Origin of the sequence: Nonomuraea aridisoli, assembly GCF_003236395.1 — a bacterium.
In the GTDB taxonomy this organism is placed as follows: Bacteria; Actinomycetota; Actinomycetes; order Streptosporangiales; family Streptosporangiaceae; genus Nonomuraea; species Nonomuraea aridisoli.
The window spans coordinates 1-17,571 of record NZ_POUD01000199.1; the positions used below are offsets into that span (position 1 = coordinate 1).

Consider the following 17,571-nt stretch of genomic DNA (forward strand, 5'->3'; position numbering starts at 1 on the left):
CGCCCGTACGGCTCGCGCCGCCGCACGCTCTCGGCCCGCCCGTCGTAGGCGGGCACGAACGCGAAGTTGCTGTGCCACCGGCCGACCACCGAGCCCGGGGGGACGCCGTAGACGCAGTGGGCGGCGGTGACGATGAGCAGTCCGGTGGCCGAGCGCACGACGGAGGCGCTGCAGGAGTCGCCCTGCCCGAAGGCGTTGACGAAGAACAGCCGGCCGCTGATGCGGCTGTTGGCCGCCCCCGTGTACGGCCGGGGCACGCGGGCGTAGCCGTTGTCGTCGCCGCCGGGGGTGAGGCGCTTGGCCGTGGGCACGCTGTACGGCCGGGCCGAGCGCGCGCCGCCGTGCGGGGACGGCGCGCTGCGCGGCAGGTCGACGGGGCTGGCCTTGGCCTGCTTGCCGGGGGTCCAGTAACGCACCGCGCGCTCCGGACGCATGAGCGGCGACGACTCGGCCCCCCACCAGGGGTCGCGCCCGAGCAGCCCGCCCGACGGGTCCGGGTCCGCCGCGCCGGCCCGCACCGGCCCGGGGGCCGGCGGCCGGTCGGCCGTCGCCGGCGGGGCGAAGGCGAGGCCGGCCAGCGCGGCCAGGGTGGTCACCAAAGTTCTCCGCACAATGTCCCCCAAACAGCTCGATAGCCCTCTGTCACTCTAAGTCACGATTTGAGTGCGAAGTGTAGTCAGGGGTCTCGTGTCGTGATTCAGCCGGCGGCGGCGCCGCCCTCGTGGCGGCCGGGCGGCAGGATCTCCTCCGTGCTCGCCTCCGACGGCTCCCGGTCGGGCCGCAGCCCCCGCCACGAGGGATGGCGCAGCCGCCCGTCGCCGGTGACCTCGGCGTACTGCACCTCGCCGACCACCCGCGGCTCCACCCAGTGCGCGTCGCGGGCGTGCTCGCGCGGCACCGGCTCGTCGAACGGCGGCTCCCCACGCTCCAGCGGCGCGAGGCGCTCGCCCAGGTCGCGCAGCACGGCCTGGGTGAAGCCGGTGCCGACGTGCCCGACGTAGCGCAGCCGCCCGCGCGGGTCGTACGCGCCGAGCAGGAGCGAGCCGATCATGCCCGTACGCCGCCCGCCGCCGGGCTTCCAGCCGCCGATCACGACCTCGACCGCGCTGACGTTCTTGACCTTGGTCCATTCGGCGCTGCGCCGGCCCGGCCGGTAGGGGGAGCTCATCCGCTTGCACACCACGCCTTCCAGCCCGAGCTGCCGGGAGGAGTCGAACGCCCGCTCGGCCTGCCCGCTGAACCAGACGGGCACCTGCCACCGGTAGCCGGGCGTCAGCGTGCCCTCCAGCAGCTCCCGGCGCTCGGTGTACGGCCGGGAGACCGTGCTCCCGTCGTCCAGGTGCAGGATGTCGAACGCCATGAACGTCACGGGCACCGTCCTGGCCAGCCGCGCCACGGCCGCCGGGTGGCGCTGGTGCATCCGCGGTTGCAGCGCCTCGAAGCTGGGCCGCCCGGCGTCGTCGAAGGCCACGACCTCGCCGTCGATGACGGCCGCGTGCCCGCCGGTGGCGCCGGCCATGAGCTGCAGCTCGGGATAGGCGGCGGTGATGTCCCTGTTGTTGCGCGACAGCAGCCGTACGGCGCCGTCCTCGACGTAGGCCAGGGCGCGCACGCCGTCCCACTTCATCTCCACGGCCCAGCCGGGCCCCTGCACGGAGCTCAGGGTGCCGAGCTGGGCGAGCATCGGAGAGTAGGCGGGCAGCCGCACCATGGTGCAGGGCGTACCCCCGGGGGCGGATCGGCAGTGGCCGGCCCGGGTCTGCAGATGGTCAAAGCGCCCCGTCTTCTACCAGTTCGGCCAGATCCACACCGTGTTCGCGTAGTTCGGCGACGGTGGCGCAGTAGCCGCGCAGGTAGGTCCGGCCGTTGACGTGGTGGCAGACGCGCAGCAGGGGGCGATCGTCCAGGATGATCACCTCCACCACGAGGCCGCCGGGCCCGCGCCACCGTCCCATGGCGGCAAGGTTAATCGCCAAATGGCGCAAAACGGTATTAATCGGACATGAGCCTGACACGCGGAAGCCGCAAATCACGCGTATGGTTAGCTTTTGACTACTCAAAGTTTTTCTTGGTACAGGGCGTTAGTTCCCGGACAACACGGGCAGAGGTGACGGCCCAGGCTTTCCCCGGCCGTGGCCGTACCCCCCGTGACGGCCATGGCAACGCCCCGGCAGGCCCGGTCCGGGGCGAGGGCGGCCGCGCGGGCGTGTGTCGGCGAGCGCCGCCCCCGCGGCCGCTCCCCCCTTCGCGACGCGGTCCGGATAGTGGACAGAACGAGACGCAGGGCGTGGACTCCGTAGACTGTGAGGGTGATTTCCCGTATTGACATGCGCGGTTCCCTGCCTGCGGACCTGCGCGACGTGCTGCCCCGCGCCGAGCTCGACGTCGAGGCCGCCCTGGAGAAGGTGCGGCCCATCTGTGACGACGTACGCCATCGCGGGGCGGCGGCCGTACGGGAGCTGACCGCCAAGTTCGACGGTGTCGACGTCGCCTCCGCCCGCGTGCCCGCCGAGGCCGTCGAGCGGGCGCTCGCCGAGCTCGACCCCCAGGTGCGGGCCGCGCTCGAGGAGTCGATCAGGCGGGCCCGGCTGGTCCACCGCGACCAGCGCCGCACCGACGTCACCACACAGGTCGTGCCCGGCGGCACCGTCACCGAGCGGTGGGTCCCGGTCGACCGCGTCGGCCTCTACGTCCCTGGCGGGCGCGCGGTCTACCCCTCCAGCGTCGTGATGAACGTCGTCCCGGCCCAAGAGGCGGGCGTCGCCTCGCTGGCCGTGGCCAGCCCGCCCCAGAAGGAGTTCGACGGCCTGCCGCACCCGACGATCCTGGCCGCGTGCGCGCTGCTCGGCGTCGACGAGGTCTACGCCGTGGGCGGGGCGCAGGCCGTGGCCATGTTCGCCTACGGCACCGAGGAGTGCGCGCCGGCCACCATGGTGACCGGCCCCGGCAACATCTGGGTGGCGGCGGCCAAGCGGCTGCTCAAGGGCCGCATCGGCATCGACTCCGAGGCGGGCCCGACCGAGATCGCCATCCTGGCCGACGAGACGGCCGACCCGGTCCACGTCGCCGCCGACCTGATCAGCCAGGCCGAGCACGACACGATCGCCGCCGCCGTGCTGGTCACCACCAGCCCCGAGCTGGCCGACGCGGTGGAGAAAGAGCTGCCCGGCCAGGTCTCGGCCACCCGCCACTCCGAGCGCATCACCGAGGCGCTGAGCGGCCGGCAGTCCGGCATCGTGCTGGTGAGCTCGCTCGACGACGGCCTCAAGGTCGTCGACGCCTACGCCGCCGAGCACCTCGAGATCCACACCGCCGACGCGGCGGCCGTGGCGGCGCGGGTGCGCAACGCGGGCGCGATCTTCGTGGGGACGTACGCGCCGGTCTCGCTCGGCGACTACCTCGCCGGCTCCAACCACGTGCTGCCCACGGGCGGGTGCGCCTGCCACTCCAGCGGCCTGTCGGTGCAGTCGTTCCTGCGCGGGATCCACGTGGTCGACTACTCCCGCGAGGCGCTCGCCCAGGCGGCCGCTCACGTGTCGGTGCTGGCCGACGCCGAAGACCTGCCCGCCCACGGCGCCGCGATCCGCGCCCGATTCGACTGGCGAGTGCCGACGGAGAGCTCGTGAACCTCGACGACCTGCCCATCCGCGACGACCTGCGCGGCAAGACCCCCTACGGCGCGCCCCAGATCGACGTCCCGGTGCGCCTCAACACCAACGAGAACCCCTACCCGCCCTCGCCCGAGCTGGTCGCCGACCTGGCGGCCGAGATCGGGGCGCAGGCGGGCGAGCTCAACCGCTACCCCGACCGCGACGCCGTCGCGCTGCGCGCCGAGCTGGCCGCCTACCTCGGCCACGGCCTGACCACCGAGCAGGTGTGGGCGGCCAACGGCTCCAACGAGGTGCTCCAGCAGATCCTCCAGGCGTTCGGCGGTTACGGCCGCACCGCCATGGGGTTCGAGCCGTCGTACTCGATGCACCCGATCATCACCACGGGCACCAACACCGAGTGGATCCACGCGAGCCGGGAGGAGGACTTCTCCCTCGACCCCGGCAAGGCGACCGCGGCGATCGAGGAGCACCGCCCCGACATCGTCTTCCTGACCTCGCCCAACAACCCGACGGGCACGGCGCTGCCGCCGGAGACGATCGAGGCGGTCGTCGCCGCGGCGCCCGGCATGGTCGTGGTCGACGAGGCCTACTTCGAGTTCGCCCGCGCCGGCACGCCGTCGGCGCTGACGCTGCTGCCCGGCCACCCGCGGCTCATCGTCACCCGCACGATGTCCAAGGCGTTCGCCATGGCCGGCACCCGGCTGGGCTACCTGGCCGCCCACCCGGCGGTGGTGCAGGCGCTGCTGCTGGTGCGGCTGCCGTACCACCTGTCGACCATCACGCAGGCGGCGGCGCGGGTGGCGCTGCGCCACCGCGAGGAGCTGCTCGGCACGGTCGGCGAGCTGCGGCGCGAGCGTGACGCCACGGTCGCCTGGCTGCGGTCCAAGGGCCTGGAGGTGGCCGACTCCGACGCCAACTTCGTGCTGTTCGGGCGCTTCCCCGACCGGCGCGCGGTGTGGGAGTCGATGCTGGAGTGCGGCGTGCTCATCCGCGAGGTGGGCCCGCCCGAATGGCTGCGGGTGTCGATCGGCACCGGTGAGGAGATGGCGGCCTTCCGCGCCGCCCTGGAAGGAGTCCTGTGAGTCGCGTAGGCCGCGTCGAGCGCGTCACGAAGGAGACCTCGGTCCTGGTCGAGGTCGGTCTCGACGGCACCGGCCGGGTCGAGGTGTCCACCGGGGTCGGCTTCTACGACCACATGCTGGCCCAGCTCGGCAAGCACGGATTGTTCGACCTGACCGTCAAGACCGAGGGCGACCTGCACATCGACTCCCACCACACGATCGAGGACACCGCGATCGCCCTGGGTGCGGCGTTCCGCGAGGCGCTGGGCGACAAGTCGGGCATCAGGCGGTTCGGCAATGCGTCGTGCCCGCTCGACGAGTCGCTCGCCCAGGTCACCGTCGACCTGTCCGGCCGCCCCTACCTCGTCCACCACGAGCCCGAGGGCATGGCGCCGATGATCGGCCCCGACTACGACACGACGATGACCCGCCACATCCTCGAGTCGTTCGTCGCCCAGGCCGCGATCTGCCTGCACGTTCACGTCCCGTACGGCCGCAACGCCCACCACATCGTGGAGGCCCAGTTCAAGGCGCTGGCGCGGGCGCTGCGCGAGGCGTCCGAGCTCGACCCGCGGGCCACGGGCGTGCCGAGCACCAAGGGCGTCCTGTGACCGACAACCTTCTCGCCGGGGTGATGGTCTTCATCGGGCTGTTCCTCGCCGGGGGCGTGTTCTCCTTGATCAAACAGGGCATCAAGATCGGTGCCGCCGTCTGCGCCCTCGGCGCGGTGCTGGCGGTCACGGCGGGGGTGCTGTGGTGGTGAACGAAGAGAAGGGCGGTGAGTGACCGATGAAACGCGTGGTGGTGCTCGACTACGGCTCGGGCAACCTGCGCTCGGCCGAGCGCGCCCTGGCCAGGACCGGCGCCGACGTGACCGTGACGTCCGACTTCGCGGCGGCGCTCGAGTGCGACGGGCTGGTCGTGCCGGGCGTGGGCGCGTTCGAGGCGTGCATGAAGGGGCTCAAGGCCGTCCGGGGCGAGCAGATCATCGGCCGCCGGCTGGCCGGCGGCCGCCCGGTGCTCGGCATCTGCGTCGGCATGCAGATCCTGTTCGCCCGCGGCGTCGAGCACGGCGTCGAGACCGAGGGCTGCGGCGAGTGGCCGGGCACGGTCGAACGACTCGACGCGCCCGTGCTGCCCCACATGGGGTGGAACACCGTCAAGGCGCCCGCCGGCAGCGTGCTGTTCGACGGGCTCGACGCGGCGACCCGCTTCTACTTCGTGCACTCCTACGGCGTGCGCGAGTGGGAGCTGCGCACCGGCGACGGCTTCAGCGAGCCGCTGGTCACGTGGGCCGAGCACGGCGTGCCGTTCGTGGCCGCCGTGGAGAACGGCCCCCTGTCGGCCACCCAGTTCCACCCCGAGAAGTCCGGCGACGCCGGCGCCAGGCTGCTGAAGAACTGGGTCTCGTCGTTGTGAGCGCCGGGCGCGTGGGCACACGCGCCCGCCGGGCCGGCCTGAGGGAGGATCCGTGAGCAAGGAGCGCGCGCGCAGGCGCGCCGAGCGCGAGGCCGAGCGGGCGCGCGCGATCCGCGCCAACGAGGAGCGGCAGGCCCGTTCGGCGCGCCGCCGTGCGCTGCTCGCCCGCCTGACGCCGCGCCCGGTCCGGTACGTCCGCCAGCGCGGCCTGCTCGCCCGCCGCCAGCGCGCCCAGAACGCGGTCGTGGCGCTGGCCTTCGTACTCGTGCAGGTGCTCGTCTGGCTGGTGTGGGGCTCCCTGCCGGTGAGCCTCGCCGTCCTGGTCTTCTCCCTGCTGCTCGTACCCGTTGTGGTGACCCTCGCTTTCGACCGGAGGACCTGAATGTCACTCGTGTTGTTGCCCGCCGTCGACGTGGTCGACGGCCAGGCCGTGCGCCTGGTGCAAGGGGAGGCCGGCACCGAGACCGGCTACGGCGAGCCGATGGCCGCCGCGCTCGCCTGGCAGGAGGCCGGGGCCGAGTGGATCCATCTGGTCGACCTCGACGCCGCCTTCGGCCGGGGCAGCAACCGGGAGCTGCTCGCCGAGGTGATCGGCAAGCTCGACGTCGACGTGGAGCTGTCCGGCGGCATCCGCGACGACGACTCCCTGGCCGCCGCGCTGGCCACCGGCTGCCGCCGGGTCAACATCGGCACCGCGGCGCTGGAGAAGCCCGACTGGTGCCGCAAGATCATCGCCGAGCACGGCGACCGGATCGCGGTCGGGCTCGACGTGCGCGGCGACACGCTGGCCGCCCGTGGCTGGACCCAGGACGCCGGCGACCTGTGGGAGGTCCTCGACCGGCTGGAGTCCGACGGCTGCCCCCGCTACGTCGTCACCGACGTGACCAAGGACGGCATGCTGCAGGGCCCCAACCTCGACCTGTACCGCCGCATCTGCGCCCGTACCGACAAGCCCGTGGTGGCCAGCGGAGGCGTCTCCAGCCTCGATGACCTGGTCGCACTCGCTTCTCTCGTCCCCGACGGAGTGGAGGGCGCCATCGTGGGCAGGGCGCTGTACGCTCACGCGTTCACGTTGGAAGACGCGCTTGCCGCGGTACGCGTGTAGTCCTGGCCGGGAGGGGGCGAAATGAGCCTGAGTGGGGTCGGCATGGAGAGCACCGGCTACCGGGTGTTCTCTGGCGGCATCTGGGAGGAGAAGTACGGTTACGCCCGCGCGGTGGTCGTGGGCGGCCGGGTGATCGTGTCCGGCTGCACGGCCACGGTCGACGGAGAGGTGCGCCACATCGGCGACGCCTACCGGCAGAGCCTGACCGCGATGGAGATCGCGCTCGAGGCCGTGATGATGGGCGGCCTGACGCGCGAGGACGTCGTCATGGTCCGCTACTACGTGGTGGAACACCGCGACTTCGACCCGGTCGGGCGCGCCATCCACGACGTCTTCCACAAGGTACGCCCGGCCTGCACAGGAGTGCGGGTGGCCGGGCTGATCGACCCGCGCATGCTGGTCGAGATCGAGATCGAGGCACTGCGAGCATGAGTGTGGCGGTAAGAGTCATTCCCTGTCTCGACGTGGACGCCGGACGGGTCGTCAAGGGCGTCAACTTCGAGAACCTGCGCGACGCGGGCGACCCCGTCGAGCTGGCCAGGCGCTATGACGCGGAGGGCGCCGACGAGCTCACCTTCCTCGACATCACGGCGTCCTCCGGCGAGCGCGAGACCATGCTCGACGTGGTGCGCAGGACGGCCGAGCAGGTGTTCATCCCGCTCACCGTCGGCGGCGGCGTGCGGTCGGTCGACGACGTCGACCGGCTGCTGCGCGCGGGCGCCGACAAGGTGTCGCTGAACACCGCGGCCATCGCGCGGCCGGAGCTGCTCACCGAGGCGTCCAAGCGGTTCGGCGCGCAGTGCGTCGTGCTGTCGGTGGACGCCCGGCGGGCGCCGGGCACCCCGAGCGGGTTCGAGGTGACCACCCACGGTGGCCGGCGCGGCACCGGGATCGACGCGGTGCAGTGGGCCGCGCGCGGTGAGGAGCTGGGCGTGGGCGAGATCCTGCTCAACTCCATGGACGGCGACGGCACGCTCGACGGCTACGACCTGGAGATGTTGCGCGCGGTCCGGGCGGCCGTGCGGGTGCCGGTGATCGCCAGCGGCGGCGCGGGACGGCTGGAGCACTTCCCGCCGGCCGTGGCCGCGGGCGCCGACGCCGTTCTCGCGGCCAGCGTGTTCCACTTCGGCACGCTGAAGATCTCCGAGGTCAAGGAGACGCTGCGGATGGCGGGTCACCCCGTCCGCTGAGCGAGAAGAGAAGCCTCCGCCCCTGTTGGAGGCTTCTCTTCTCACGCGTTGGCGGAGAGCCGGTTGGCCCGGAAATCCTCCTGCACGGCTCTCCTCGCTGCCGGTGGGCGCGGCCCGGATGCCGCGCCCTCCCCGGTGCGTGGTGACGACCACCAGCCGGAATCGCACACTGTGTCCGTACACGATGTTCGACCAGTTGGCCGGCGCGAGAACTCTAGGATTGGCCCATGCCTTCGATCACCAGGAGCCGCAGTGGCGGGGACCGTCGTGCCGCTCTGGACGCGCGGGTGCTCGCCGCGGTGGAGCGGCTGCTGGCCGAGGGCATGAAATACACCGAGATCAGCGTGGCCAGGATCCTCGAGGAGGCCGGCATCGCGCGCTCGACGTTCTACGTGCACTTCCGCGACAAGACAGACATCCTCGCCCGCCTGGCGGGCACGCTGCGGCAGGACCTGCTGGAGATCGCCGGCCGGTGGGAGCCCGGCGACGGCGTCGAGGGGCTCGCGGCCACGTTCGCCGAATCCATCGCGTTCCACCGCAAACACTCCGCGGTGCTGCTCGCGATCACCGAGGCGGCGGCGTACGACAGCGGCATCCGCGACTTCTACTCCTCCGACCTGGACGCCTTCGAGGCCAAGGTCGCACAGGCCCTGCTGGCGGAGCAGTCGCAGGGCCGGACGATCGGCGGCGTCTCCGTGGAGGCGGCCGGCCGCGTGATCGTCTGGGGTGGCGAGTCGGCCATCGCCCACCACATCCAGGTCGACGACGGCAGCGGCGACCAGGCGTTCGCCCGCGAACTCGCCTCCTTGTGGTGGTACGGCGCCTTCCGCCGCCCGGCGCCCTGACCGTTCAGAAGACCCGCAGGTGGTGGAAGAGCTCGAAGGAGACGTCGTTGGCGGCGAACGCGGCCGCCTCCGACCGTTTGACGGCCAGGTACGCCGTGCGCCGCAGCGGCCCCAGCGCCTCCATGAGCACCTCGTCGGCCTCCAGCGCGTCCAGCGCCTCGTCCAGCGAGGCCGGCAGCCGCGGATAGCGGCCCGGCCGCGTGTCGGGGTCGACGTCCACCGGCTCGCCCGGGTCGAGCCCCCGCCGGATGCCGTCGAGTCCCGCGTGGATGACGGCGCCGAGCGACAGGTAGGGGTTGGCCGAGGAGTCGGACGGTTTCAGCTCCAGGTTCGGCTCGCCGCTCTCGCCCAGCGGGGAGCACAGGCGGATCGCGGCCTCGCGGTTGTCGGGGCCGTAGACGGCGTAGGCGCTAGCCCAGGTGCGGGGCGCCAGGCGGCGGAAGCTGTTGACGCTGCCGCACGTCAGCGCGGTCAGCGCGGGCAGGTGGGCGATCAGGCCGCCGATGAAGCCGGCGCGCGCCGCGCCGTCGTCGGCGAAGACGTTGTGCTGGTCACGCCAGAGCGACAGGTGCAGGTGGGCGCCGTTGCCGGCCTGGTCGGCCAGCGGTTTGGGGGCGAGTGAGGCCCACATCTGCATGCGCAGGGCCACGCCGCGCACGGTCTCGCGGTAGATCACGTGGTTGTCGGCGGCGCGCAGCGCGGGGGCGTGACGCACCGACAGCTCCTGCTGGCCGGGCCCCAGCTCGGGGTGGTAGTGCTCGACCCGCAGGCCCTGGGTCTCCAGGGCGCGGACCAGCTTGATCGTGTAGTCGTGCGCGGTGTCGAAGCCGGTGGCGGCGTAACACAGGGAGTCGTCGATCGGCACCAGCCGGTCGGGCCCGCCGGCCGGGTCGGGCAGCCGCCGGCCGAGGGTGAACTCCGGCTCGAACGCGGCGACCAGCGCGTAGCCCTCGCCGGCGAGCTCGTCGATCGCGTCCTTCAGGAACGTCCGCGGGCAGGCGCCCCACGGTGCGCCGTCCTGCTGCCGCAGGTCGGACAGCATCGCGGCCGCGCCCGGGGCGTAGGGCAGCGGGACGTACGTGGCGGGGTCGGGGACGATGCGCACCTCGCCCACCGGACCCAGATGCTCGACGTCCTGGAGCTGGTCGAGCATGTTCATCGCCATCATGGCCACCGTGTGACCGATGCCCGTGCCGAGCCGTTCGGCGAGCCGTGACCGGGACGCGGCCTTGCCGCGGATCACGCCGCCGTGGTCGGCGTACAGGAACCGGATCAGCTCGACGCCTTCGAGCTCGGCACGCTCCAGGATGCGCCGGACGTTGGGGTCGAGCTGATTGATCTTGGTGACGCTGGGGCGATCTCTCATCCTGTCTGCGTAACACGTTCCGGCACCGCGGGGAAGCACCGGACGCGGACAGGAGCGGCGGTCAGTTCAGAACACTGGAGAAGAACACGGCCAACCGATCCGCTCCCGCGAAGATTCCCGCGAACACACCGTTGACCGCGTCGGCGGCTTCGGCCGGCCGGGTGAACAGATAGAAGATCACAAACGCGACGGCCACGTAGGTGAGCACCTTCTTGACCTGCATGGGGGGCCTCCTGCAGTCCATTCCCAGCCGTATATACCCGAATCTGGGCGATCCCTAGGCATCTTCTATGAAGATGTTCATGATCCTAACCGGGGGGCTTGTTTCCTAAGCCATGGTACGGGCTCGTGGTCACCGCTGAGCGCCTGTCTCGCCGGGATTTCCGGCCCGGCGCGGCCAGGGCGCGAGCCGTACGAGGAGATAGATCGGCAGGGCGATCGGCGACAACAAGACGGTCAGGACGAGCAACGGGGCCATGAGCAGGGGGTGGACGTTCCGCTCGCGGCTGTCGAGGTAGATCCACCGCCCCAGGAACAGGTCCCAGGCGATGATCTGTGCCCAGAGCGCGGCCAGCGCGCCGGGGTCGGAGGTGAGCGATTCCAGACCTTCCAGTGACGGCCGCGACACCACCGGCCAGACCGCGCCGAGCCGCGGCACGAGCAGCACCAGGGTGACGGCCACCGCCGGCAGCACGATCAGCGGCGAGCCGATGACGCGGCGGGTGACCCGCCAGGTGGGCGCCAGGATCATCATCGCCCAGAACGGCGCGGCGACGTAGAAGGCGAGGTCGAACAGGAACGCGCTCACCGGGCGACCTCCTGCCGGCGGCGCAGCGCGGTGGCGGCCCCGCCGAGGGCCGCGACGACGAGCGCGCCGAGGGCGGCCAGCGTCAGGGCGTCGGGACGGATCAGCGGCTGCCCGCGCAGCGCCTGCCAGAGCACGAGCAGGAACAGCCCGGCGTAGGCCAGCCCCGCGACCACCACGAGCCGGGCCCTGACCTCCTCGCCGCGCAGCACGGCCCACCGGGCCGACAACGCGGCGAGCAACATCGCGAACAGGGGCAGCAGCTGCAGGGCGTGCATGCCGACGAAGTGCGCGACGCGCAGGTCGCCGCCCACGGTGCTCCATCCGACCAGCGGCAGTCCGGGGCCGCCGTCGGCGACGCCCACGCTGTGGGCTCCGGCGAAGGTCTCCGCCCAGGTCTGGCCGGGCACGCCGGTCACCATGAGGGCGCCGGAGGAGACGCCGAGCGTGGAGATGACCAGCCCGATCCGTACGGTCCAGGTGTTGACCCGGTCGGTCTGGCGTTCGGCGATCACGAGGATCGCGGCGATGAGGTTGGCGATCATGAGCAGGCCGATGGTCACGCCCATGGCGATCCAGATCGCCGCGTCGAGCTGCGTGGAGACGTTGAAGTGGCTGTGGCGGCCCCTGGCGGCCTGGAAGGTGATCAGCACGACCTCGGTGAGGCCGGCCGCGACCAGGACGGTGCCCATCCACCAGCTCACCCGTCCGGCGCGGTGGCGCAGTGAGAGCAGCCAGGCCCAGGTGAAGGAGTAGAGGGCGAAGGAGACCGCGAACTTCAGCGGTTTGACCCAGATCGGTAAGCCGTCGAGGGTGCGCGGGTCCAGGAGAACGAGCGCGAGGAAGACGACGCTCAGCGCGGCCATCGCGGCGGTGAAGAGCATGAGCGGGCGGTGCCAGGACGACATGGGGGCCGACTTTCGATCGATAGTGGATAGTACTACTTATCACTATCTATAGCTAAGCTATCGACGTACGGCAAGAGAGGAGACGTGAAACGTGCGGATGGCGGAGCTGAGCGAGACGACCGGGATCCCGGTGCCCACGATCAAGTACTACATGCGCGAGGGACTGGTGAGCCCGGGCCGTCCGACCGGCCGCAACCAGGCCGACTACGGCGAGCGGCACGTACGCCGGCTCCGTCTCGTGCGGGCGCTCGTCGAGTACGGCGGCCTGTCCATCTCCGTCATCCGCGACCTGATGGCGCAGATCGACAATCCGCGGCTGGAGGAGTTCGACCTGCTCGGCGCGGCGCAGAAGACCGTGACGCAGCAGCGGGAGGCGCGTCCCGGCCCGACCAGGGACGAGGCCGAGCGGCGCCTGCGCGACCTGCTGGTGCGGCGCGGCTGGCGGATCGGGCCCGACGACCCCGCCTACCGCACGGCCGTGGGGGTCCTGGCCACCCTCGAGGAGGTCGGCTACCACGACATGATCGACGAAGTGGACGCCTACGCCGACGCGGCCGAGAAGGCCGCCGAGGCGGACCTGCGCCTGCTCGGCCCGGACGTGAGCGACCGCGAGCGCGCGGTGGAGATCGTGGTCGTCGGCACCTCGGTGGGCGACACGCTCATCGCCGCGCTGCGCCGGCTGGCGCAGGCCTCCATCAGCGAGCGCATGTACACCCGCCCGGCGCGTTAGCCGGCATCACCCGGCGCGGGGCTCAGACGCCGAGGGACGCCTCTCGCAGCCGGCTGATGTCGCCGGGGTCGCCGGTGAGGTCCACCCTGGCGTGCGCCTGACGGCCGAAGCAGAACATCAGCAGCTCCCCGGACCGGCCGGTCACCTCGACCCGGGCGCCGCCACGGGGCCCGCCGAGCGCCACACCGCCGCCGAGCCGGTGCAGCACCACGCCGACCGGCGCCTTGCGCAGCATCAGGCGGGCGCCGGCCGAGACCCGCTTCCAGATGAGCAGGTCGAGGTCGGCGGGCAGCTCGCGGGGCTCCCACGACGGCTGGGCCCGGCGCACGTCCTCGTGGTGGACGAACAGCTCCAGCGTGTTGACGGCCTCGTCGAGCGCCGGCACCAGGCCGTAGACGCCACCGGGCGTGCGCGCGAGGCGGACCAGCTCGGCGTAGGGGTGGCCGGTCTTCATGCGCCGCTGCACGGAGGCGGTGTAGCCGGCCAGCGGTTTGAGCGCGATGCCGGGCATGGCGTCGGGCCTGCGCTCGCGTACGACGAGGTGGGCGACCAGGTCGGCGGTGGTCCAGCCCGCGCACAGGGTGGGCGCGTCCGGGCCGAGCCGGTCGAGCAGGTCGCAGAGCGCGGTGCGTTCGCCACGAGCGTGAGTCACGTAGTCAACCCTACCTGTGGGGAATAACAGGATGATCAGTCGTGATAGGGACATACGTAGAAATGTCAGATTCGAAAGGAAACGTACCGCGTGGCGACCAAGGTCACCTCGGCCGTGATGCGTCAAGGGCTCCGCGTCCTTGGGGTGGCCATTCGCACAGAGAAAGCGGTATTCACGCTGGCCGTCCTGTCCAGCGCCGTCTACGGGGGCATGACCGTCGCCTCGGCCTGGGCACTGGGCTGGGCGACGCAGAACGTGGTGCTGCCCTCGTTCGCCGAGGGACGGGTCGCCGACGGCGCCCTGTGGACCGGCACGCTGCTGATCATGGGCACGGCGCTGCTCAAGGCGATCGGCGTGGCCGGGCGGCGCATCCTCGCGGGTCTCCTGCAGTACCGCATGCAGGCCAGGTCGCGGCGTGACGTGACCAAGCAGTACCTGCGGCTGCCGCTGTCGTGGCACCACCGTCACCCCACCGGCCAGCTGCTGTCGAACGCCAGCGCCGACGCCGAGGCCGCATGGGCGCCGCTCGCCCCGCTGCCCATGGCCGTCGGCGTGATCGTCATGCTGGTCACCGCGGCCGTCGCCATGGTGCTCACCGACACGGTGCTCGCCGTGGTCGGCTTCCTGATCTTCCCGGCCATCGCCGTGCTGAACCTGGTCTACCAGCGCAGGCTGAGCCCGCTCGCCACCCGCGCCCAGCAGCTGCGCGCCGAGGTCAGCGAGATCGCCCACGAGTCCTTCGACGGCGCCCTCGTCGTCAAGACCCTCGGCCGCGAGGACCTGGAGACCCAGCGGTTCCTGCGGCGCGCCCACGAGCTGCGCGACGCCAACATCGCCGTCGGCCGGGTGCGCGGACTGTTCGACCCGATGCTGGAGGCGCTGCCCACGCTCGGCGTGCTCGCGGTGCTGGCCGTCGGCGCGCTGCGGTTGTCGACGTCCTCGATCGACGCCGGCGACCTGGTGCAGGTGGCGTACCTGTTCACCCTGCTCGCCTTCCCGATCAGGGCGCTCGGCTGGGTGCTGGCCGAGCTGCCGCGCAGCGTCGTCGGCTGGCAGCGGGTGCAGGCCGTGCTGGACGCGACCGGCTCCATGGAGTACGGCTCGCAGGCCCTCGCCTCGCCCACCCCGGCGGCACTGGAGGTCCGCGACGTCTCGTACGCCTACGGCGAGGCCGAGGTGCTGCACGACGTCACCTTCGACGTGCCCGCCGGGCGCACCGTCGCCCTCGTCGGGCCCACGGGCTCGGGCAAGTCGACCCTGGTGCAGCTGCTCGTCCGCCTCGTCGACCCCACGTCGGGGCAGGTGCTGCTCGACGGCGTCGACCTGCGCGAGCTCGCCTACGGCGGCATCGCCGAGTCGGTCGCGCTGGTGCCGCAGCAGACGTTCCTGTTCGACGACACCGTGCGCGGCAACGTCACCCTCGGCGGCGACGTCCCCGACGAGGACGTGTGGGCCGCGCTGCGCCTGGCCCAGGCCGACGGCTTCGTCGGCCGCCTGTCCGCCGGCATCGACACGCGGGTCGGCGAGCGCGGCGCCTCCCTGTCCGGCGGCCAGCGCCAGCGCCTGGCCCTGGCCCGCGCGGTCGTCCGCCGCCCGCGCCTGCTCATCCTGGACGACGCCACCTCCAGCGTCGACCCCCAGGTCGAGGCCAAGATCCTGTACGGCCTGCGCGACGCCGCCGAGGCGTCCACCGTCGTGGTCGTCGCCTACCGGATGGCCACGATCGCGCTCGCCGACGAGGTCGTCTACCTCGACCACGGCCGCGTCGTGGACCGCGGGCCGCACGACGAGCTCGTCACGCGCTGCACGGGCTACCGGAACCTGGTCACCGCCTACGAGCGTGAGGAGGCCGAGCGCGCCGCCATCGAGGCCGAACCGGTCACCGGACCGGCCCGCCAGGTGGACCAGGAAGACCAGGAAGACCAGGAAGAGGTCAGCGCATGACGGCGCAGAGCATCCAGGGCAACGCCGAGCGTTCGGCGCTGGGCACCATCAGGCAGGGCCTGTCGCTCACCCCCGAGTTCCGCAAGGGTCTGGCGGTCACGCTGATCCTCGCCGTCGTCGCGACCATCGGCAAGATCATCGTGCCGATCGCGGTGCAGCAGACGATCGACACCGGGCTCAAGACCGGCATGCCGGACCTGGAGTACATCACCACCGCCGTGCTGATCTGCGCCGCGGCCGTCGTGGTCACCGCCCTGGCCGGCTACCTCATGAACGTCCGCCTCTACAAGGCCACCGAGTCCTCGCTGGCCACCCTGCGCGTACGCGGCTTCCGGCACGTGCACGACCTGTCGGTGCTCACCCAGAACAGCGAGCGCCGCGGCGCCCTGGTCTCCCGCGTCACCAACGACATCGACCAGATCAGCACCTTCATGCAGTGGGGCGGGCTGATGATCATCGTCTCGCTCGGCCAGCTGTTCGTGGCGACCGTGCTGATGTTCGTCTACTCCTGGCAGCTCACCCTGCTGGTCTGGGCCTGCTTCATCCCGCTGATGATCGCGCTGCCGCGCTTCCAGCGGCTGCTGTCGCGGGCGTACACACTCGTGCGCGAGCGCACCGGCGACATGCTGGCGGCGGTCAGCGAGTCCGTCGTCGGCGCCGCCGTCATCCGGGCCTACGCCTCCGAGCGCCGTACGGGCGAGCGCATCGACAAGGCCGTGAACGCCAACCGCAGCGCCCAGATCAGGGCGCAGACCATCGTCGGCTTCGTCTTCCCGCTCACCGAGATCGTGGCCGCGCTCGCCATCGCCGGCATCGTGCTGCTCGGCGTGCGGCTGGGTCTGTCGGGCGACATCACGCAGGGGCAGCTGGTCGCGTTCCTGTTCCTGGTGACGTTGTTCGTCTCGCCGCTGCAGACCGCCACCGAGGTGCTGAACGAGGCGCAGAACGCCGTCGCCGGCTGGCGCCGCATCCTCGGCGTCCTCGACACCCCGCCGGACGTGGCCGATCCGGGGGAGAGCGGCGTGGAGCTGCCCCGCGGTCCCATCTCGGTCGCGTTCGAGGACGTGCACTTCGCCTACCCCGGCGGCGAGCCCGTGCTGCGGGAGATCACGCTTCGGATCCCGCCGCGCACGCGGGTCGCCGTGGTGGGGGAGACCGGGTCGGGCAAGACCACGTTCGCCAAGCTCCTGACGCGGCTGATGGACCCGGTCGGCGGGCGCGTCACCGTGGACGGCCACGACCTGCGCCAGGTGCGCTTCTCCTGCCTGCGCGAGCGCATCGTCATGGTGCCGCAGGACGGCTTCCTGTTCGACGGCACGCTCGCCGACAACATCCGCTACGGCAAGCCGTCGGCCACCGACGCGGAGATCGAGCTGGCGATGACCGAGCTGGGCCTGGCCGACTGGGTGGAGGGGCTGCCCGCCGGGCTCGACACTCCGGTCGGGCAGCGCGGCGAGTCGTTGTCGGCCGGGGAGCGCCAGCTCGTCGCCCTGGCCCGCGCCTACCTCGCCGACCCGGACCTGCTGCTGCTGGACGAGGCGACCTCCGCGGTCGACCCGGCCACCGAGGTACGCCTCGCGCGCGCCCTGGAGGGCGTCACCCGGGGCCGCACCGCCGTCTCGATCGCCCACCGCCTGTCCACCGCGGAGAACGCCGACGAGGTGCTGGTGTTCGACGCGGGCCGGCTGGTGCAGCGCGGCCCGCACGCGGAGCTGGTCAAGGAGCCGGGCGTGTACGCCGACCTGCACGCCTCGTGGGTCTCGGCGGCGCGTTCCTAGAGCGTCACCGCTCAGGGGCCGGGCCGTCGCACACCGTCGCGAAGGTCACGGTCGTGCCGCCCGGCCCCGACACGATCGTGATGTGGTCGCACAACATGCTGGTCAGCCAGAGCCCCCGCCCGCGGTGCTCGAACCCCGCGGGCGGGCGCATGTCGCC

General features: G+C 72.0%; 20 protein-coding genes and 1 pseudogene. 13 read left to right on the forward strand and 8 right to left on the reverse strand.

The window, feature by feature from the left end; all coding sequences use genetic code 11:
* The 3 genes and pseudogenes from C1J01_RS33905 to C1J01_RS33915 form a co-directional block, all read right to left on the reverse strand.
* Positions 1-596, reverse strand: a pseudogene (locus C1J01_RS33905) (hypothetical protein); the annotation flags it as partial.
* Between the two features lie 101 nt (positions 597-697).
* Positions 698-1,711 (reverse strand): non-homologous end-joining DNA ligase, encoded by a 1,014-nt coding sequence (gene ligD, locus C1J01_RS33910; RefSeq protein ID WP_111183053.1) that lies wholly within the window; start codon positions 1,709-1,711, stop codon positions 698-700.
* A 58-nt stretch (positions 1,712-1,769) separates the two neighbouring features.
* Positions 1,770-1,955: a hypothetical protein gene (locus C1J01_RS33915; RefSeq protein ID WP_111183054.1), complete on the reverse strand. Its 186-nt coding sequence runs from the start codon at positions 1,953-1,955 to the stop codon at positions 1,770-1,772.
* Between the two features lie 354 nt (positions 1,956-2,309).
* Here C1J01_RS33915 and hisD point away from each other — a divergent pair, with 354 nt between their 5' ends.
* The 10 genes from hisD (at position 2,310) to C1J01_RS33960 (ending at position 9,231) form a co-directional block, all read left to right on the forward strand.
* A complete protein-coding gene (gene hisD / locus C1J01_RS33920) occupies positions 2,310-3,626 on the forward strand; it encodes a histidinol dehydrogenase (protein WP_111183055.1) in 1,317 nt (438 codons plus the stop codon).
* Positions 3,623-4,693 carry a histidinol-phosphate transaminase gene (locus C1J01_RS33925; RefSeq protein ID WP_111183056.1) on the forward strand — a complete coding sequence of 357 codons (1,071 nt, stop codon included), beginning with the start codon at positions 3,623-3,625 and terminating at the stop codon, positions 4,691-4,693. Before hisD ends, C1J01_RS33925 begins: the two co-directional genes overlap by 4 nt.
* Positions 4,690-5,283, forward strand: a complete 594-nt coding sequence (hisB, locus tag C1J01_RS33930; protein WP_111183057.1) for an imidazoleglycerol-phosphate dehydratase HisB — start codon at positions 4,690-4,692, stop codon at positions 5,281-5,283. Before C1J01_RS33925 ends, hisB begins: the two co-directional genes overlap by 4 nt.
* Positions 5,280-5,435 carry a CG2302 family histidine operon protein gene (locus C1J01_RS50310; RefSeq protein ID WP_181449109.1) on the forward strand — a complete coding sequence of 52 codons (156 nt, stop codon included), beginning with the start codon at positions 5,280-5,282 and terminating at the stop codon, positions 5,433-5,435. The genes hisB and C1J01_RS50310 overlap by 4 nt, the downstream gene beginning before the upstream one ends.
* A gap of 26 nt (positions 5,436-5,461) precedes the next feature.
* The gene (gene hisH / locus C1J01_RS33935; protein WP_111183058.1) at positions 5,462-6,091 is read left to right on the forward strand and encodes an imidazole glycerol phosphate synthase subunit HisH; all 630 of its coding nucleotides are present in this window, start codon (positions 5,462-5,464) and stop codon (positions 6,089-6,091) included.
* A gap of 52 nt (positions 6,092-6,143) precedes the next feature.
* On the forward strand, positions 6,144-6,473 hold the full coding sequence (locus C1J01_RS33940) for a hypothetical protein (RefSeq protein ID WP_111183059.1): 330 nt from the start codon (positions 6,144-6,146) through the stop codon (positions 6,471-6,473).
* Complete coding sequence (gene priA, locus C1J01_RS33945) at positions 6,474-7,196, forward strand: bifunctional 1-(5-phosphoribosyl)-5-((5-phosphoribosylamino)methylideneamino)imidazole-4-carboxamide isomerase/phosphoribosylanthranilate isomerase PriA (RefSeq protein WP_111183060.1); 723 nt, start codon at positions 6,474-6,476, stop codon at positions 7,194-7,196.
* Positions 7,197-7,217: 21 nt separating this feature from the next.
* Positions 7,218-7,628, forward strand: coding sequence for a Rid family hydrolase (locus tag C1J01_RS33950; protein WP_111183061.1), 411 nt, complete (start codon positions 7,218-7,220; stop codon positions 7,626-7,628).
* The gene (gene hisF / locus C1J01_RS33955) at positions 7,625-8,386 is read left to right on the forward strand and encodes an imidazole glycerol phosphate synthase subunit HisF (protein ID WP_111183062.1); all 762 of its coding nucleotides are present in this window, start codon (positions 7,625-7,627) and stop codon (positions 8,384-8,386) included. The genes C1J01_RS33950 and hisF overlap by 4 nt, the downstream gene beginning before the upstream one ends.
* A gap of 227 nt (positions 8,387-8,613) precedes the next feature.
* Positions 8,614-9,231 carry a TetR/AcrR family transcriptional regulator gene (locus tag C1J01_RS33960; RefSeq protein ID WP_111183063.1) on the forward strand — a complete coding sequence of 206 codons (618 nt, stop codon included), beginning with the start codon at positions 8,614-8,616 and terminating at the stop codon, positions 9,229-9,231.
* 4 nt (positions 9,232-9,235) lie between these two features.
* Here C1J01_RS33960 and C1J01_RS33965 read toward each other — a convergent pair whose 3' ends face one another.
* The 4 genes from C1J01_RS33965 to C1J01_RS33975 all read right to left on the reverse strand — a co-directional run bounded on the left by C1J01_RS33965 (position 9,236) and on the right by C1J01_RS33975 (position 12,310).
* A complete protein-coding gene (locus C1J01_RS33965; protein ID WP_111183064.1) occupies positions 9,236-10,597 on the reverse strand; it encodes a glutamine synthetase family protein in 1,362 nt (453 codons plus the stop codon).
* Positions 10,598-10,658: 61 nt separating this feature from the next.
* Positions 10,659-10,820: a cytochrome c family protein gene (locus C1J01_RS50315; RefSeq protein ID WP_181449110.1), complete on the reverse strand. Its 162-nt coding sequence runs from the start codon at positions 10,818-10,820 to the stop codon at positions 10,659-10,661.
* Between the two features lie 129 nt (positions 10,821-10,949).
* On the reverse strand, positions 10,950-11,405 hold the full coding sequence (locus C1J01_RS33970) for an ABA4-like family protein (RefSeq protein WP_111183065.1): 456 nt from the start codon (positions 11,403-11,405) through the stop codon (positions 10,950-10,952).
* The gene (locus tag C1J01_RS33975; RefSeq protein WP_220040231.1) at positions 11,402-12,310 is read right to left on the reverse strand and encodes a hypothetical protein; all 909 of its coding nucleotides are present in this window, start codon (positions 12,308-12,310) and stop codon (positions 11,402-11,404) included. Before C1J01_RS33975 ends, C1J01_RS33970 begins: the two co-directional genes overlap by 4 nt.
* Before the next feature lie 97 nt (positions 12,311-12,407).
* On the opposite strand from C1J01_RS33975, the gene C1J01_RS33980 reads away from it, so the two are divergent.
* Positions 12,408-13,040: a MerR family transcriptional regulator gene (locus C1J01_RS33980; RefSeq protein ID WP_111183066.1), complete on the forward strand. Its 633-nt coding sequence runs from the start codon at positions 12,408-12,410 to the stop codon at positions 13,038-13,040.
* 22 nt (positions 13,041-13,062) lie between these two features.
* Here the strand turns inward: C1J01_RS33980 and C1J01_RS33985 are convergent, their stop codons facing one another.
* Positions 13,063-13,692, reverse strand: a complete 630-nt coding sequence (locus C1J01_RS33985; RefSeq protein WP_220040232.1) for a TIGR03085 family metal-binding protein — start codon at positions 13,690-13,692, stop codon at positions 13,063-13,065.
* Between the two features lie 117 nt (positions 13,693-13,809).
* Here C1J01_RS33985 and C1J01_RS33990 point away from each other — a divergent pair, with 117 nt between their 5' ends.
* Together C1J01_RS33990 and C1J01_RS33995 are read left to right on the forward strand one after the other, a co-directional pair.
* Positions 13,810-15,636: an ABC transporter ATP-binding protein gene (locus C1J01_RS33990; RefSeq protein ID WP_181449111.1), complete on the forward strand. Its 1,827-nt coding sequence runs from the start codon at positions 13,810-13,812 to the stop codon at positions 15,634-15,636.
* Positions 15,633-17,414: an ABC transporter ATP-binding protein gene (locus tag C1J01_RS33995; RefSeq protein ID WP_111183069.1), complete on the forward strand. Its 1,782-nt coding sequence runs from the start codon at positions 15,633-15,635 to the stop codon at positions 17,412-17,414. The genes C1J01_RS33990 and C1J01_RS33995 overlap by 4 nt, the downstream gene beginning before the upstream one ends.
* The last annotated feature ends 157 nt before the right edge of the window (positions 17,415-17,571 follow it).